Here is a 17329-nt window from a genome sequence, read left to right on the forward strand (position 1 = left end):
GTTGTGTAATCCTAAGCTTAGAAATGATGAGGTAGATTTTAGATTATCAATCCATGTAGTCTAGCTCTCTTTCTCTCCACTGAAAAGGTCTATAATGTGATGGGCTGTAAGGTGAGTTATTGTATGGAAACTTTCTCCACAGACTTTTTAGAGAGGCTTAGTGAGTAGAATCAAACTGGTTTTAGGAAAATGTTTGAAGAAAAGTGAACTTCTTTTCTGAGTTTTGACCGTTAGTTTGATGAAGTGAACTTAGCCTCTCTTAAAAGACGAGGACTAGAAGTTGGAATACAATAAGCTTGCCTACATGCCCTCACACCTAAACAAATATTTATTCTTTAAACAACAAAAACCATGTAAGAACTAGCCCCTGACGTCAGTTCTTACATGGTTTTCTCTATTTATTTACCTCTTACAGCCTGAGCCATTTCTAATCCAGTCATATAATCTAACTGTCTTGGCTCATACTCTTCATTTTCTTTTTGCCTTGTCATACCTGTATAGTCCCAAGTTGGCTCAGTTGCATCTTCTCTCCAACTTCTATTTTCCCAGTAATAGCCACGGAATGGGTCTCGTGAACGATTCATCTCATCTAATAATGCATTATGTAGTTTATTACGAATTTCTTTGTATGCTTCATCTTCTATTAAGTTGTTTATTTCACTAGGATCTTTTTCTAAATCATATAGCTCATCTGATGTAAGTAAGTTAAGCACTAACTTATGGCGTCCATCAAAAATTGCTCGAATAAGTTGCATACCTCCAAAGCCATCATGATCCACTTCATATCTACCAAATTCCATGAAAACATAATCTTTCACACGTTTTTTAGTAAGAATTTGATCCTTAATACTTGATCCCATAAACATTTTCGGAATAGGTACACCCATAAATTCAAAGATAGTAGGTGCTAAATCAATATGTGAGACAGGATTGTTGTCCACAATACCCTTTTCTTCCCACTGCTTACAGCTCATAATCAATGGAATATTTGTAATCTCATCATACATTGCTGGCCCTTTACACCAAAGTCCGTGTTCTCCAAAGAATATACCATGATCGCTTGTATAGATAATTAAAGCATCTGGCGCATGTTTTTTGACTGCATCAACAACTCTGCCAATTTGAGCATCTGCAAAACTATTACATCCAAAGTAAATAGGATCTCTTCCTAGTTTACCACTTTTTGTCTGATTAGTTATTGCTTCTTCACTACGCCTTGCTTGATCTTTTTTCAAACCTGCCCATACTTTATGATGTTGTGGCTTATTTTCTAAAGTATCATAGTGTCCTTCGGTAATAGGTATAAAGTAATCATTATAGCTCTCCGCATAATGTGTTGGTGCTAAAAATGGTTGATGTGGCTCATCATAAGAAACAACTAAGAAGAAATCTTCGTCATGATGTTTTTCTAAAAAGTCAACAGCTCTATTACTACATCTATGTCCATAAGTAAATGCCTCTTCTACACCTTGTTTAAAAATAATGTTTTGGTCTCTTGATAAAACCCTTTCTTCTGGGGTAAGCTCTTCTAAATAATTTCTCATATCATACCAGTATTCTTTATCCCAGCCTTCTGGGCATCTGCCCATCCCGAAGTAATCTCCCCCATCTAAATGCCACTTTCCAATAAAAGCTGTATGTATGCCATGATCATTTAATCTTTGTCCAATATGTTGCACATCTTGCCCGATCCCCATTGAATTTGTCCATCCACCTGTAGAACGTGGATATTGACCTGTAAATAACCCTGCCCTTGCTGGCTGACAAACAGGTTGTGCTGTATAAGCCTTTTCAAATCGGATCCCCTCTTCTGCTAGCCTATCAATATTAGGGGTACGCATATGAGGATTACCATAGCATCCTACCATATCTTTGCGTTGACTATCTGTCATTATAAATACAACTTTTCTAATATTACCTTCCATTTTCCACCTCTATTTACTATATAAAATAACCTTCTTCTCTTGATGTATTTAATTATATTCACAGATTATTATCTCATAAATTTATAATATAGTAAATGTTTGTTAACTTTTTAGTAAATTTTTATTTTTTCTTAGATAAATCTAATGAAGCACCATTCATGCTTTGAGGTTTAAGCTGCCCACGTAATTGTTTTGCACTTGCTAAATAGTAGTGTCTAGCATTGGCACTAGTCTGTATCCTTGCAAGTACAACAAGTCCCTGTGCTTTAAGTTCTTTGGCAATTTCAACTTCTTCTCCAGCAGCTAGTAAAATATCACAAAGCTCTACTGCCCATTGTTCCTCTTCTTGTTTCAATGCCTCTTCAATTTCTTCTATTACCTTTTTTGCTCCACCCATTAATTTTAATGTTTTTTGTGCCTTTTTCATTTTTTGCATAGAACCTAAATGAGTTGGATTCCCATCAAACCATCCCAAATAGCCTGTAAAGATGCTTCTTACTGTCCACTCTACTGTGCCATAGTATTCTTGCAAATATGGAAGTTTTTCAAGTTCCTGCGGTAATTTGATCTGTTCAACTAATTCATCAATCGTCATACCTTCATTCATTCCTTTTAGTGTTTCTACTAATACATACTCGATTGCATCACGATAATTTGTTAGGCTCTGTTTAATCTTCTCTTTCCCTACAACAGCTCTTGTATGTCCTGGTAATAAATATTCTGCTTCATAGCTAATCATATGAGTTAAAGCATCTACCCAGCTACTTACATCACGATATTGTCCTCCTCTTATGGCATAAAGATTTGGCCATGATTCATAATAATTATCCCCACAGCATATAACTTTTTCTTGTGGTAACCATACAAAAATCTGATCATCTGTTTCTCCAGGGGCTGCAACTAACTCTAACTCAATACCATCTATAGTTAATACTAACTTTTCTTCACTAAAAAGTTTATTAGGTGATAAATTACTTTTTTCTCCGTTATTATCATTAATTGGTGCAATGCCTAATGATAATATTTCTTCATTTGAAAGACCCGTACCAAATTGCATAGCTGTACGTTTTGCAAAAATATCCTTTAACAAATGACTCTTTCCATACTGAGGATAGGCAGGTATACGTCCTATAATTTCACAATCTTCATCTGCAAAAACACCTGCTCCACATGTATGGTCAAAATGATGATAATGTGTATAGATAATAGTTTTAATCGGCTTATTAGTTATCTTCTTAAACGCTTCTAATACTTCCTTCGCCACTGTAGTTCCATTTAAAGTATCAATGAGTATACATGTACTTTCACCTTCGATTAAAGTTGCTGTACTTGCACCATATCCCAATGCAAAATAAACACGTTCCGTAATTTTTGTAATACCTTTAGGAAATCCTATCTGTGCTTGCTTAATAAGTTTTTCTTCCCCTATGAATCTTGTCATTGTATACCTCTTTCTTCATTTTAATAAAATACTTGGATACCAAATCATTCTCTTTCATTATACTTTGATATCCAAGCAACTGCAACCCCTGCCTCAATGCATTATTTTTTATTTATTTTCTCGTTTAAAAAGTTTGAACCAATATAGGTAGTATATTATAGATACATCTTATAACTGAAAATATTACTTTACTTTCTATAACTTATATGTAAAAAAGGAGTGCTATTACGCACTCCCTTACTTATTTATCTATTTTGTAATAATATGTTCTCGCTTGATCTCTACCCGTACAAATCTGTAAAGTTAAATCATCTAAATTATAAACACATGACCATTGTGTATCTGATGGTATCGTTTCATTTAGCCCCTCAATCACACGTGTGCCTTGTGATGGAACGCTAAGTAATAATTCCATAGCTTCCTCTTCATTCATAATGCCACCTGTTTCTTCTTGCTTCGCTTTAATAACCTCATAACGATCTTGGCCACTTCCTTCGTTCATATCATTATAAAGCACAAAGTTTGTTGCAGCTGTATAGCCTTCTTCTTTGGTTAGCACATGCATTTCATCATCTATGTATTCAATAATTGCAGTATCTCCTGTTGCATCAGCAATTTGGAAATGGTATCCTGTATCCCCACTTGAGTTCATATCATATTGTTCAAGTAAAGCTATAGCTTCCTTTACTGTTGCTGCTTTGTCTAAGATCATACGAATAGCTGACGTTGTTGTAATAGGTACTTTGCCTGTTGATTGATGAACAATCCCTTTATTAATAACAAGTACACCTATCGCTAGTCCTTTTTCATTAATCCCATCTAATGGTGCATAAGGTGCTGCTAAAGTAATCACACGATTTAAAAGATTTTTATCTGGCATATTCTCTGCACTTAATCCTAAATGATTTAAGTTAACAACAGATATAGACTCATAATCATCTTTAGGTGTCGTACGTACAATCATTCCTATAGAAGGTACATAATCAAAGTTTCTACCAAATAAATTGTCCCCTTCTGGTGATGTTGCTATAAATGTACTGCATGCACCATCTGGATTGACTTCAAACGGTATGCCTTTTAATATTTTTTGAGTCACAAAGCCTACAAGCTCATCATCTGTTGCTGCACCCTTTTCTAAAAATTCATCTAGTCCATAATCTGCATGGTAAGTCATTTCATAAAATGGATGTCCATTTAATTCTTTAAAGCTAAGTAATGTACGAATTTCTCCAAAGAATAAAGTTCCTACTCCTATTACCACTAGAAGAAGTACACTGACAATACTTATGCCCGTAATTTTTAATGCTTTTTTCATAACTGATCTCCCTGTATTTATTATTTATGAACTTATTATAAAACAGATTATCTTGATAATCAAATTATTTTTATTTCAAACTATTTCAACTTAAAACTATTTCACCATCAAACTATCTCTTTATAATTTTACTTATTTAATAATCAATAAGTTTTTGTATATTCTACACTTAAATTCAAATATACTTGAATAACACAGAATTACATGTTAAATTTACTTGTATATCAGTAATTTTTCACTACCATTTTTACCTTTTAACTCATTATTTATAGCTTTTATCATCAACTTATATCCTAAAGGAGTTTACTTATGCTACATCAAATAATAGAAATTGATTCAAGAGAATGTGAAAAGGCACAACTCTATACTTATTTTTTAGATAACTATCAAGAAATTGATCTTGCAAGAAAAAGGCCTGTTGTCATCATCTGCCCTGGTGGCGCCTATGGATATACTTCTGAACGTGAAGCTGAGGCTATTGCTATTCAATATAATGCCCGTGGCCTTCACGCTTGTGTACTTAAATATCATTGTGCACCAGCAGAGTACCCAACTGCCTTACTAGAACTTGCAAAGACTGTGTCACATCTGCGTCAAAATGCAGAACAATATCACATTGACCCAGATAAAATTATTATTTCCGGTTTTTCTGCAGGCGGGCACTTAGCTGGAAGCCTTGGTGTATTTTGGCATCAAGATTGGTTGCAAACTTTAATGCAGGAACCTATGTCAAACTATAAGCCTAATGGCCTACTCTTATGCTATCCTGTTCTCACATCAGGTGAAAAAGGGCATCAAGGAAGCTTTACAAACCTCCTTGGTTCTTCTTATACCGAAGAACTTAAAGCCATGCTTAGCTTAGAAACTCAAGTAACTGAGTATGTTCCTCCTACTTTCATTTGGCATACCCAAACAGATAATGCCGTACCTGTAGAAGGAACACTAATGTTTGCGACTGCCTTACAAAAAGTAAATGTTTCATACGAACTCCATATCTATCCAGTTGGAGGGCATGGTCTAGCTTTAGCCTCCCAAGAAACAATGGCTAACGGATATCCTGGTAGCATTCAAAAAGAATGTCAAAATTGGATTAGGCTCGCTTGTACTTGGGCTCATAATCTCTAAATAACATCTTTCTAAAATATAATAAAAGCAGGTATTACATTATTTCTATGTAATACCTGCTTTTATTATATTTATAAAGTCTTCTTTGCACACCAATAGTACTGATGGCTCTATCAAATTACTCCATACTTAAAGCTTTTTTCAATGCCTCTTTATTAAGATGTAATAATTCTTTAACTACAAACTCTCCATCTTTTCTAATGAGCACACCATCAAACCAAATCTCCCCTCCACCATCTTGTGGTTTATGAGATTGAATAAGGTCCCAGTGAATTGCCGAATTATGTCCTGGTGTAAAATGCATTGTACCAATCATTTTCTCATCAAAAAGTGTATTATAAATGGGTTGTTCCATAAATGGATTTGTTCCAAGAGAGAATTCACAAATATAGCGTGCTCCCTCATCTGTATCTAAAATAGCATTAAGCTTTTCTGTTTCATTAGCTGTTGCCTCAACAATCTTACCATCTTTAAACTTAAATTTAACATCTGTAAAAATAGTTCCTTGATAGTTAGATGGTACGTTATAAGCAATAGTTCCATTTACTGAATCCGTTACAACACCGGCCATCCCTACTTCTCCATCTGGAATATTCCATCTTCCACTACATATACTTGTCCAACAATCTTTAATAGAAAATGTTAAATCTGTTCCAGGCGCTATAATATGCACCTTATCTGTTTTATCCATAAGATCATGTAAAGGTTTCATAAGTTCATGGAACTTGGCATAGTCTAATGCACATACATTGAAGTAATAATCTTCAAAAGCCTGTGTACTCATATGCGCTGTTTGTGCAAAGCTATTGGTTGGATAACCTAAGATACACCATTTAGTATTTTGACAGCGTTCCTTAGCATGAAGTGGCCCACTATACTCTGTATAAATCTTCATCTTATCTGATGGGACATCTGACATTTGATAGAGATTATCTACTTTTCTTACTCCTATATAGGCATCCATATCTTTCATACGCTCTAAATCGTATTTAAGTTGATACTCATATTGCTCTTTTGTCGCTCCCAAAAGAAGTGCTTTACGAATCACTTCTGATTCAAGGTTAACAAAAGGAATACCTCCTACACGATAGGCTTCTTCTACAAGTGCTGTAGCAATTTCTTCTCCTCCATTAGGAAGGTCGATTAAAAGTTTTTCCCCCGCTTGTAACTGTACGGAATACTGAATTAAGTTTTGTGCAAGTTTAGTTATTCTTGGATCTCTCATTGCTGCCTCCTAGTTTGTTCGTCTCTCTTACTATAACATATCATATTTATTATTATAAGTTGCAATTATGTACTTCTTTACAGATTTTATCAAATATAATATAATCTCCTGAAAACTTATTATTCCATAGTTTTTGCGCTAATACTTGAATACCTTCTTTAGCTCTATCATAGATATCTTCTTCTGAAACAGGTACATTTATCATATCATTCCAAATAGAAAAAGCACCTCCTAATAGCTGAGGATGTCCTGCCGGGATTGTATATGCCTCTCTGAACATATTTGGCTCCCATGTATTAAATAAATTTTCTTTATCTAAGTGTTGTCTATAGTAATTTGCATGAGGTACAATATATAACCTGGTATCATCAGAATTAATAATCTGATAGCCCGCTTCAATCATTTCTATAGCATCCACCCAGTCTAAGCTCCATATATTGATTGTAACACCTTCACTTATAATAGGTGTCTGTCCCTTGAAACTACTTAAATTCCCCCATAATCTTGGTGTCTTACCTTTTGCTTTAATCCATTTCAAATAGTAGTCTGTATAAGCTCTAAAATGTTCTAATACTTCATCACTTCCAAAATATTCATCTGCTCCAATATGTACTTCCTTACATCTAAAGACAGGCATATCTCCTTGTAAATATTCATTCCATAGCTTATCTATAAATTCATACGCTTCTTCTTTCATAACATTAAGATGGTCTCTTCCCTTTCCAGTTCCTAATGTTAAATCTTTATTATATTGAGTCAATGCTAAACAATGTGCAGGTGTATCGATCTCTGGCACTATATCTATACCATATTTATCTGCAAAATCTATTAATTCTCCAAATGCGCGCTTTGTATAATGACCATCTTTCGCCGTTAATCCTTGATATGTATCACACTCTAGTCTAAATGCTGAATAAGCCTTCTCCCAGTTTGCTTCATCGATATGAATCTCATTGTCATTTAAGTGAATATGAAAATCATTCATCTTATACCATGCCATAAGCTTTACATATGTTCTTAATGCATCCATAGAGGAAAATCTTCTACCTACATCCAACATAAATCCTCTTTTTTTATATCTAGGATAATCTCTAATCATCCCCTGCTCTAATTTTCCTTTTTGACGTTTTAGCATTTGAAGAAGCGTTCTTGTTCCGTAAAATATTCCTCTTGTATGACAAGCACTTATCTTCACAAAGTTATTAATACATAAATTATATCCTTCATCTCCTATAATTTTATCTTCATTACTTAATACAAGTAATATGTCACCTTCCTTAACTATACCACCTATTACTATTTCTAAATCCAAACCTATTTCTTCATTTAAATCCTGTTTTAATATCTGAGCACTTACTATTAACTTCTCTTTAACATTTTCAGAAATTCTTATGATAGAATTCTTCGTAATTAAGTATTTCCCCTCTAAGCCTATCCATTCTTGTACCTCCGGAATAACATAAGGCTTAGTATTTATAGCTAATGGTGTACCATATTTTCCTGGAACAACTACTTCTAAACCTTTGGTCCACATAACTTCCTGCCCATAAGACACTTTAAAATCTACAATAACCTTCATATCTATAAATGGTGCATAAATATTACCTACATCATCAATAATTTGCTTATAATCTGAACCTAAAAATTCTATCTCAAATCCTTTTGGAACGTAGGGCATTAAAATTTTATGCTGGTTTGGACCAATCATTCTAACTTTTAAATTTTGCACTACTTCTTCAAGTTGTTTTTTTATAGTTATCATATTTTCCCCTTATACAATATATTTCTATATTATTTTAACATATTAAAACTTTATATTTTAATTCTCTATTTACTAAATAATTTTTTAATTTTTATATATTTTCACTAAGCTTTATCATTTCCATTTCTGACATAATAAATATTTGATGGAGTGAAAACTTAGTAGTTGAGATAGACCGGTCAGCACTACGTGTGTGCTCTCCCTTTTCTACTCAGAAAGTTAAGTTTTCACTCCCAGTGACACGCCGTGGAGAGGAAAGAAGAGCAAACATCTCTTCTTTGGAAGGCAAAACCTTGCAGATTTCAATGTCCTTGGCATTCAATTAAGTAAGATACGCTTTGTAAAATTGATAGTACTTTTGATCTAAACTCGGGAATGATTAGGCACTTTCACATGAAGGATGTTTAGAAAATGAGTCATGTAGTTTTGCTATCTTTCTACCGGAAGGGTTATGATGTGATGGGCAGTAGGTGAGGCTAGGAAAGTCCTTTCATATAAGAAGATTTAGGAAATATTTATGCAGTTTAGTAACCTCCCTACGGGTGCAGCTCACAAAGTCAGGGCGTACATATTTAGTAGACTTGACTCAGTGAGCTGGATAGGTGTGTTCTCCGGAACCTGCCTACGTAGCTTTCAGATAAGAAATGTTCGAAATGAGAAAATAGTGATTTTAGGTGTGCTGTCTGAACGAAGTGAGTTCACACCGTTATTATTTTTGAATGAGTTACATTTCTCTGAAAGCCAAGTGAAGCAGGTGAAGGAGAATCCAACTAGCCAGCTCACGTAAGTAGACTAAATATAAGTACCCCCTCACTTAAACAAATATTTATTTAATTAAAATGGGACCTCCACCGAGGTCCCATTCTGTTTTATTGTCCAAATACTTCTACACGTTTTCTCTTACCTAAATAATTAATTGCACGCATTTTACATCTACCCATTTCATTGTGAGCGCAGAAGTTACTAAGATCCATCAATAAAAATAATGTATCTGTCATAAGGTATTTAAGGTCCTTTAAATCATTTTCATGTTCACAATCTACTTGAACTTCTGCTGCATCATTTAATAATTTTTCAATTCCACCTTGAGTATCTTGGAAAATTTCCTGTAAGCTTTGTGCACTCATAGTCTCTTCTGTTTCTATATACTTCTCTAAAAAAGCTTCTAAAGTCTTATTTATATTTTTATATTGGTCATAAACTTGTACTAGTTCCATTTGATTTCCTCTTTTCTTAAGCTCATTGATTATTAACACTTTCACTATAACATGACTTCTTACTCTACAACAATAAGGGACTATTATGAAATCATTATAACTAGATTTCATAATAGTCTCTCTATCTATTCTATACACTCTATTGTCTATTCTTTAACCCCTCCAAGCGCCACGCCTCTTACAATAAATTTAGATAAACATAAATACATAATGACAACTGGCATAATCGCAATGGTAATAAGCATATAAACCTGGCCTAAATCAAATTTCAAGAAATCTGCACTACGTAGTTGAGCAATTAAAATAGGTAACGTCTTTTTGTTACTACTATCAATAATCAAAGCTGGTATAAAGTAATTATTCCAACTGCCTACAAAAGTAAAAATAGCTTGAACTGCCATGGCAGGCTTTAAGATAGGTAATACTATTTTATTAAACGTATAAAATTCTCCTCCACCATCTACACGTGCAGCTTCGATTAACTCTATGGGGAGATTACTTGCCATATACTGCCTCATAAAGAATACAACAACAGGCGCTGCAATAGCCGGTAATATCAATGGCCAGAAAGTATCACGTAGCCCCATATCATTCACCAGCCTTACAAACCCTAGTGCCGATACCTGTGTAGGGATCATCATAATAAGTAATATAAAAGTAAATGCTTTATTACGACCTTTAAATTCATAAGCATGAATACCATATGCTGTCATCGCTGAAAAATAAATACTACATATAGCTGACACTGCCGATACAAACAAACTATTAAATATACCAGATAAAACAGGTAGGTTTTGATTACCTAATACATTTCTTAAGTTTGCCATAAAAGAACCACCTGGCACAAAACTAAAACCTTGTTGAATAGAAGAATTTGACCTTGTTGCATTAATCACTAACATATAAAAGAAGAATAGAGAAAGGAAGGTCAACAGAGCAAGTACTATATAGCAAACCATGCGGTAAAAATGAGTGGACATTTTTTCTTTAGATTGGTCTTTTTGACGGCTCATAGCTTTCCTCCCCCTCCCTTAATTTTTGTTCTTTTAGACTCTCTATTTCCTGTAAAATAAAAAACAATTAAACTAAGTACAGCAGCAATAATGAATAAAATTACAGATAATGCCCCTGCCATACCATAGTTCTTACTATATAGATGGTTATTTAAGAACATGATTAACGTTGTACTTGTATTATTGGGTGCCCCCGTTCCATTGGTTAATATTTGTGGTACATCAAACATTTGTAACCCACCAATAAGAGAAGTTATAATGACATACACTAATATAGGACGTATTAAAGGAAGCGTAATCTTAAAAAATATTTGAGATCCCTTTGCTCCATCCATTTCAGCAGCCTCAAAAGTAGATGTATCAATCCCCATTATAGCGGCCATCAAAAGAATGGTTGTGTTACCAAACCACATCAAAAAGTTCATCAGAGCACTCAGTCCTCTAGTCCCCCAAGTACTTGCTAAAAACCTGATAGGCTCTTTGATGATTCCTGCAGACATAAGGCTACTATTGACAGGACCTATATCTGAAAACAAAGCAAAGAATAACATTGCAAAAGCTGAAGCCATAATCAAGTTAGGCATATAAATTACTGTTTTAAAGAAGCCTGTTCCTCTAAGCTTCAATCTTAAATTGGTAAACCATGCTGCAAGTAGTAATGAAATAACAATTTGAGGGATAAATCCAAGTAGCCACAAAATCATTGTATTCCCCAAATAGGTTATCAAATCTCCTGATGTAAACAAGGTGATATAGTTTTGAAATCCTACAAAATTAGGCCCTATTATTTTCAGCCCACTTCGATAATTTTCAAAAAAACTATTGTAAAAAGTTGATACTAAAGGAACGAATGAAAAAATAAAAAAAGTAATAAAGAATGGTGCTAGAAAAAAGTATCCCCATTTAGAGTAACTCACACCTTTATTTTTTTTGGTTCTTTTTGTGGTCATTATCTCCCCTCGCTTTGTGATCATTGCTGCCCTACTCTCTCATAAGTGTAGGGCAACAATTTTTATAAACTTTCAACTTTATCTATTATGGCCTCTTAAGTTCAGGATATTTAATAAGTGCATCTTTGTAGAAATTATCAAGCGCTTGGTCTTTTGTTACTGTGCCATTAAAGTAATCCATAAAGGCTTGTTGGAAAGATTCATTTAATCCTTGATCATAAGGAGAAATATTATCCATGCTAATGTTTTTTGCAGAAGCATTAAAGAGCTTAATATGATTTTGACCACCTAAGAATGCAGATTGGAAATCACTTGCTCCAATCTCTTCCATTGCAGCCTTATTATTAGTGTAGTCTTGTGTATCTAATGTAATTTGTTTCATTGTGTCACTATCACAAGTAAGTGTAAGCATAACGTCTTTTATTGTGCCCAAGTTATCTGTACCTTTTGCTGCACAAATCCAAGTTCCACCCCAATAATAAGCTTGTGGTCCTTCACATACTGCATAGTCGCCAAATATCCCATTCCCTACTTCTTCTTTTCCACCTTCTGCTATTGGTGTTTCAAGAGAGTTACCTAACAATGTAAAGTTAATACCCCATGTTGAATAAAAGAATCCAAATACATCACCACTTGGCCCTTGATCTTTTGCCCAACCATCGTTCCATAATGAGGTTTTGTTATTATAGCCCTTATCTGTATAAGTCTTAGTTTGGTCTACCCACTTCATCAAATTATCATCTATATTGATAACATTATCGCTTCCTACCCAAGGTGTTGAAACATTATTTGAGAAAGTACGATAGCTATCATCAAATCCTGATAACATCTTATAACCTTTTGCTGCTGACTTTTCAGCTACAGCATCAAATTTCTCCCAATCAGATAAAGCAGCTTGAACTTCTACTGGATCATCTGTTCCTAATACATCTTTTGCAATGGAACGACGATATACGAAAAGTCCTGGTGTTGCTTGCCAAGATACACCCTTTAATGCACCATTACTATCTGTTGTAATTTTTTGGGTATAGGTATATTGATCTACAAGATCAGCATCTGTTAAGCCAATATCCTTTTTAACATCTAAGGTATACTCTGTATCTACATATTTAAGTGCGTAGTCGGCTTCTACTAAAAAGATATCAATTTTATCATCTTTGGTCGCGGCATCTTGTTTTAATAAATCTTCATCTAACTTATTTTGGTACTGATTATTTTGATTTGGCGTGATAACCCATTTAACATTGATATCTGATGGAAGTTTACTTGCATAGTAATCATTGAAACGACTTTGGAATTCTTCATTCCATGCATAAATAACAAGTGTTTTTCCTTCCTCTGAATCTGTCGTATCTGGTTGTGTTGTCTCTGAAGTTGTAGTCTTAGTATCTCTATTTGTAGATGTTTGCTGATCTAATGTTGAAGGAGTAGATGTTGAAGAATCTGCAGTTTGCCCTGAACAGGCTGTTAAAGTAGATAATAATAATACCTGTGCTAATAATAAAGACATATGTTTTTTCATTAAAATACCCTCCTCAATTTAACTTCCTTTTACTTGCTATAACTTTTTCACTGAGTTACCTAATAGCAACTCCCCTTTTACAATGACTTGTTGTGGGATTGCTGTCTTTGGTTTTTCGATCAGTTCAATTAATCTAAGTGCTGCTAGCCTTCCTAATTCATCTGTATTTTGTTTGAGGGTTGTAAGTGACGGTTCTAATACTCTAGATAAGTAAATGCCATCATACCCTACAATACTTATATCATCTGGTATACGAAGTCCTGCGTCCTTGATCACATTGATACCACCAATGCTAGAAAAATCATCAGGAAAAATAATACAAGTAGGAGGTATCGCAAGTTCTAGAAGTTCTTTTGTCTTTATTGCTGTTGCCTTTGGATCATGATAAATCGCCTCACATATATATTCATCAGGTATCTTCATTTTTAGCTCTTCGCAAGTCTTATAAAAACTTGCTAACCTTTTTTGAGTAACTGAAGTATCTTCTCCATGGATAAATGCAATTTTTCTATGTCCACACTTGTGTATATACTGTACAAGTTGTTTCATACCATCTACATTATCTGAAAGAATAGCGGTTCTATCATTAAAAAGATGATCTATGGTTACAACAGGTATATTCCCTTCTATAAGCTCCATCACCTCTGGCGCCCTAAAGTCAACGCTTGCTATAACAATGCCGTCATAGCCACGGTGCATGCAATGTTGATAATAGCTCATTGGTTTGCCTCCAATGTTTTGGCTAATAAAAGTAATAGCATATCCATGCTTTTCTGCTTCTACTCTAAAACTTTCAAGTACACAAGAGAAGTACTCATGAGTTAATCCTCTTTGTGTTTTGTCGGTAAATAATACACCTAGATTATACGTTCGGTTAGTTTTTAAACTTCTTGCTGCTGCATTAGGCATATATCCCATATCACGCGCTACTTGAATAATCTCTTCTTTCTTTTTCTCACTAATATCTTTGTGCCCATTTAGTGCCTTGCTCACTGAAGATGTGGAAACTCCGCATGCTTTTGCAATATCTTTAAGTGATACCATACGCCTCCTCTCCTTGCTCCTTTCCTTAATCGTTTGAGTAACTTTCTATACTCATAATTTATGCAGTATGCTTTTTTATAATGACAATTTTATGAACTTTAAATAATTTTTTATCTCTAATTTAATATTTTTAGGTACTCATACACAGTTCTTCTTAATATATATACAAATATAATACGTTTGATTTTACTCAATCGTTTTCGTAAAATTTATTATCGAATGGAGTGATCGTTATGAAATTTGGCTTTTTTGATGATGTCCGTAAAGAATATGTAATCACTACTCCCTATACCCCACTTCCTTGGATCAACTACTTAGGTAATGATGGATTCTTTAGCTTAATCTCTAATACTTGTGGTGGCTATAGTTTCTATAAAGATGCCAAGCTACGCCGTATTACAAGATACCGCTATAATAATGTACCAAAAGATACCGATGGCAGACACTACTATATTAAAGAAAACGATGTGGTTTGGAGTCCTAGCTTTCTCCCTGCAAAGACACCTCTAGACGCCTATAGCTGTCGTCATGGGCTTGGATACACAATCATAAGTGGGACAAAAAATGATCTCTTAGCTGAACTAACTTGTTTCGTACCTTTAGGCAAGACTTGCGAAATTAATCAACTCAAATTAATGAATCAAAGTGACACCCCTAAAACTTTCAAGCTCTTTAGTGGGATTGAGTGGTGCCTTTGGAATACTATTGATGATGCTCAAAACTTCCAACGTAACTTGAATACTGGAGAGCTTGAAGTAGATGGCAGTACTATTTATCATAAAACAGAGTACAGAGAACGTAGAAATCACTATGCCTTTTATACTGTGAATAGCCCTATTACTGGTTTTGATACTAATCGTGACTGTTTCTTAGGTTCTTTTAATAGTTGGGATACACCTGTAGCTCTTAATCAAGGATGTAGCAATAGCTTAGGAATAGGTTGGTCTCCTATGGCAAGTCATCAGATTGAAATAACTTTATCTCCTTATGAAAGTAAAAGCTTTATCTTTATGTTAGGTTATATTGAAAACGAAGAATTAAATAAATGGGAAAGTGATGGTATCATTAACAAAGTACCTGCAAAAGCTCTTATGAGCGCCTTCGAAACAGATGCTCAAGTAGATACTGCACTGCAAGAACTTGCCACTTACTGGGAAAATCTTCTTGCTAACTTCTCTATTCATAGCAGTGATGAAAAACTTAATCGTATGGTTAATATCTGGAACCAATATCAATGCATGGTTACTTTTAATATGAGTCGTAGTGCAAGCTATTTTGAAAGTGGTACCGGGCGTGGTATGGGTTTTAGAGATAGTTGCCAAGACTTGTTAGGTTTCGTTCATCTTATCCCTTCTCGCGCAAGGAAAAGAATACTGGATATTGCTTCTATTCAATTTGAAGATGGCAGTACCTATCATCAATATCAACCCCTTACTAAGCGTGGGAATAGTGATGTAGGAAGTGGTTTCAATGATGATCCCCTCTGGCTTGTTGCTTGTACCAGTGCCTATATCAAAGAAACAGGAGACCAAACTATCTTAGATGAGCTGCTCCCTTTTAATAATGTTCCAGGTAGCGAACAAACGTTATTTACTCACCTTGAAAAAAGCATTTCCTATACCCTTACCCACTTAGGCCCACATGGACTTCCTCTCATTGGCAGAGCAGATTGGAATGACTGTCTTAACTTAAACTGTTTTTCTGAAGAACCTGGAGAAAGCTTCCAAACTTGCTCCAACTTTGAAAGTGGTAAGGCAGAAAGTATCTTTATTGGAGCCATGTTCGTAAAATACGGCAAAGAATATGCTGAACTTTGTAAACGCTTTGGCAAACCTAATGATGTAGCCTATGTTCTTGATAGTGTGAGTCAAATGGAGCAAGCACTCTTAACCTATGGCTGGGATGGTGAGTGGTACTTAAGAGCATATGATGCTTTCCTTAATCCTGTTGGCAGTAACAGCTGTGATGAAGGCAAAATTTTCATTGAACCACAAGGTTTCTGTGTAATGGCAGGTGTAGGTTTAGAAAATGGCTATGCAAAAAAGGCCCTCGAAAGTGTAGAAAAACATTTAGCTACGCCATATGGTATCGTACTCCTTACACCTTGCTACTCAAAGTATTACAAAGAACTTGGGGAAATCTCAAGCTATCCACCAGGATACAAAGAAAACGGTTCTATCTTCTGCCATAACAATCCTTGGGTAAGTATCGCCCATACTTTAGTTGGTAATAATGAAGAAGCCTTTGATGCTTACAAGAGAATATGTCCCGCTTACCTAGAAGAAATAAGTGACATCCATGCTACAGAACCTTATGTGTATAGCCAAACCATAGCGGGTATAGCTTCTTACGATTTAGGGCAGGCAAAAAATAGCTGGCTCACTGGTACTGCTGCTTGGACCTTTGTCAATGTCAGCCAATATATCCTTGGTATACGCCCAACCTTTGATGGCCTTCAAATTGCTCCTTGCCTCCCTCAATGTCTCAAAGGCTATATAGCTACCCGTCATTTCCAAGGTTGCACTTATCAAATAGAAGTTCTTACTTCCCCAGTAGGTGAGTATAGTTTAACTGCTGATGGCAAAAAAATAGAGGGTAATATACTCCCTCTTCCACAAGGCAAAGAACTTTGTCATGTTACTGTTATGGTTTAATCTGATTACTACACATGAAAAGGTAGTAAAGGAGATGGTATTGACTCTAATAGGTGAATTATAATTAACAATGATACAGTCATTTCTCTTACTAACCCAAAATCACAGTGACTAGTACTACCAATTAAATAGCTCA

12 protein-coding genes are annotated in these 17329 nt (G+C 34.8%); 2 read left to right on the plus strand and 10 right to left on the minus strand.

The window, feature by feature from the left end; genetic code table 11:
* Positions 1 to 398: 398 nt before the first annotated feature.
* The 3 genes from PBV87_RS05140 to PBV87_RS05150 form a co-directional block, all read right to left on the minus strand.
* Positions 399 to 1925: a sulfatase-like hydrolase/transferase gene (locus PBV87_RS05140; RefSeq protein ID WP_053984442.1), complete on the minus strand. Its 1527-nt coding sequence runs from the start codon at positions 1923 to 1925 to the stop codon at positions 399 to 401.
* A gap of 121 nt (positions 1926 to 2046) precedes the next feature.
* Positions 2047 to 3366, minus strand: a complete 1320-nt coding sequence (locus tag PBV87_RS05145) for an alkyl/aryl-sulfatase (protein WP_271011381.1) — start codon at positions 3364 to 3366, stop codon at positions 2047 to 2049.
* A 241-nt stretch (positions 3367 to 3607) separates the two neighbouring features.
* Positions 3608 to 4681: a C45 family autoproteolytic acyltransferase/hydolase gene (locus PBV87_RS05150; protein ID WP_271011382.1), complete on the minus strand. Its 1074-nt coding sequence runs from the start codon at positions 4679 to 4681 to the stop codon at positions 3608 to 3610.
* A 309-nt stretch (positions 4682 to 4990) separates the two neighbouring features.
* Between PBV87_RS05150 and PBV87_RS05155 the strand changes: the two genes are divergently transcribed.
* Positions 4991 to 5806 (plus strand): alpha/beta hydrolase, encoded by an 816-nt coding sequence (locus tag PBV87_RS05155; protein WP_053984445.1) that lies wholly within the window; start codon positions 4991 to 4993, stop codon positions 5804 to 5806.
* A gap of 118 nt (positions 5807 to 5924) precedes the next feature.
* Here the strand turns inward: PBV87_RS05155 and PBV87_RS05160 are convergent, their stop codons facing one another.
* The 7 genes from PBV87_RS05160 to PBV87_RS05190 all read right to left on the minus strand — a co-directional run bounded on the left by PBV87_RS05160 (position 5925) and on the right by PBV87_RS05190 (position 14539).
* On the minus strand, positions 5925 to 7031 hold the full coding sequence (locus PBV87_RS05160; RefSeq protein WP_271011383.1) for an aminopeptidase: 1107 nt from the start codon (positions 7029 to 7031) through the stop codon (positions 5925 to 5927).
* Positions 7032 to 7083: 52 nt separating this feature from the next.
* A complete protein-coding gene (locus PBV87_RS05165; RefSeq protein WP_271011384.1) occupies positions 7084 to 8793 on the minus strand; it encodes a family 20 glycosylhydrolase in 1710 nt (569 codons plus the stop codon).
* A gap of 869 nt (positions 8794 to 9662) precedes the next feature.
* Complete coding sequence (locus tag PBV87_RS05170; RefSeq protein WP_271011385.1) at positions 9663 to 10010, minus strand: hypothetical protein; 348 nt, start codon at positions 10008 to 10010, stop codon at positions 9663 to 9665.
* 146 nt (positions 10011 to 10156) lie between these two features.
* Positions 10157 to 11023, minus strand: coding sequence for a carbohydrate ABC transporter permease (locus tag PBV87_RS05175; RefSeq protein ID WP_053984449.1), 867 nt, complete (start codon positions 11021 to 11023; stop codon positions 10157 to 10159).
* Positions 11020 to 11997, minus strand: a complete 978-nt coding sequence (locus PBV87_RS05180) for a carbohydrate ABC transporter permease (RefSeq protein ID WP_271011386.1) — start codon at positions 11995 to 11997, stop codon at positions 11020 to 11022. The genes PBV87_RS05175 and PBV87_RS05180 overlap by 4 nt, the downstream gene beginning before the upstream one ends.
* A 61-nt stretch (positions 11998 to 12058) precedes the next feature.
* Positions 12059 to 13495: a type 2 periplasmic-binding domain-containing protein gene (locus PBV87_RS05185; RefSeq protein ID WP_271011387.1), complete on the minus strand. Its 1437-nt coding sequence runs from the start codon at positions 13493 to 13495 to the stop codon at positions 12059 to 12061.
* A 36-nt stretch (positions 13496 to 13531) separates the two neighbouring features.
* Complete coding sequence (locus PBV87_RS05190) at positions 13532 to 14539, minus strand: LacI family DNA-binding transcriptional regulator (protein ID WP_271011388.1); 1008 nt, start codon at positions 14537 to 14539, stop codon at positions 13532 to 13534.
* Between the two features lie 233 nt (positions 14540 to 14772).
* Between PBV87_RS05190 and PBV87_RS05195 the strand changes: the two genes are divergently transcribed.
* Entirely contained in the window at positions 14773 to 17193 is a 2421-nt protein-coding gene (locus PBV87_RS05195) for a glycoside hydrolase family 94 protein (protein ID WP_271011389.1), read from the plus strand.
* The last annotated feature ends 136 nt before the right edge of the window (positions 17194 to 17329 follow it).

Source organism: Holtiella tumoricola (assembly GCF_027857615.1).
GTDB lineage: Bacteria > Bacillota > Clostridia > Lachnospirales > Cellulosilyticaceae > Holtiella > Holtiella tumoricola.

What these genes read in the sequence shown, in the direction of transcription:
- PBV87_RS05140 (WP_053984442.1), bottom strand. Translation starts at nt 1,925, where the DNA reads ATGGAAGGTAATATTAGAAAAGTTGTATTTATAATGACAGATAGTCAA.
- PBV87_RS05145 (WP_271011381.1), bottom strand. Translation starts at nt 3,366, where the DNA reads ATGACAAGATTCATAGGGGAAGAAAAACTTATTAAGCAAGCACAGATA.
- PBV87_RS05150 (WP_271011382.1), bottom strand. Translation starts at nt 4,681, where the DNA reads ATGAAAAAAGCATTAAAAATTACGGGCATAAGTATTGTCAGTGTACTT.
- PBV87_RS05155 (WP_053984445.1), top strand. Translation starts at nt 4,991, where the DNA reads ATGCTACATCAAATAATAGAAATTGATTCAAGAGAATGTGAAAAGGCA.
- PBV87_RS05160 (WP_271011383.1), bottom strand. Translation starts at nt 7,031, where the DNA reads ATGAGAGATCCAAGAATAACTAAACTTGCACAAAACTTAATTCAGTAT.
- PBV87_RS05165 (WP_271011384.1), bottom strand. Translation starts at nt 8,793, where the DNA reads ATGATAACTATAAAAAAACAACTTGAAGAAGTAGTGCAAAATTTAAAA.
- PBV87_RS05170 (WP_271011385.1), bottom strand. Translation starts at nt 10,010, where the DNA reads ATGGAACTAGTACAAGTTTATGACCAATATAAAAATATAAATAAGACT.
- PBV87_RS05175 (WP_053984449.1), bottom strand. Translation starts at nt 11,023, where the DNA reads ATGAGCCGTCAAAAAGACCAATCTAAAGAAAAAATGTCCACTCATTTT.
- PBV87_RS05180 (WP_271011386.1), bottom strand. Translation starts at nt 11,997, where the DNA reads ATGATCACAAAGCGAGGGGAGATAATGACCACAAAAAGAACCAAAAAA.
- PBV87_RS05185 (WP_271011387.1), bottom strand. Translation starts at nt 13,495, where the DNA reads ATGAAAAAACATATGTCTTTATTATTAGCACAGGTATTATTATTATCT.
- PBV87_RS05190 (WP_271011388.1), bottom strand. Translation starts at nt 14,539, where the DNA reads ATGGTATCACTTAAAGATATTGCAAAAGCATGCGGAGTTTCCACATCT.
- PBV87_RS05195 (WP_271011389.1), top strand. Translation starts at nt 14,773, where the DNA reads ATGAAATTTGGCTTTTTTGATGATGTCCGTAAAGAATATGTAATCACT.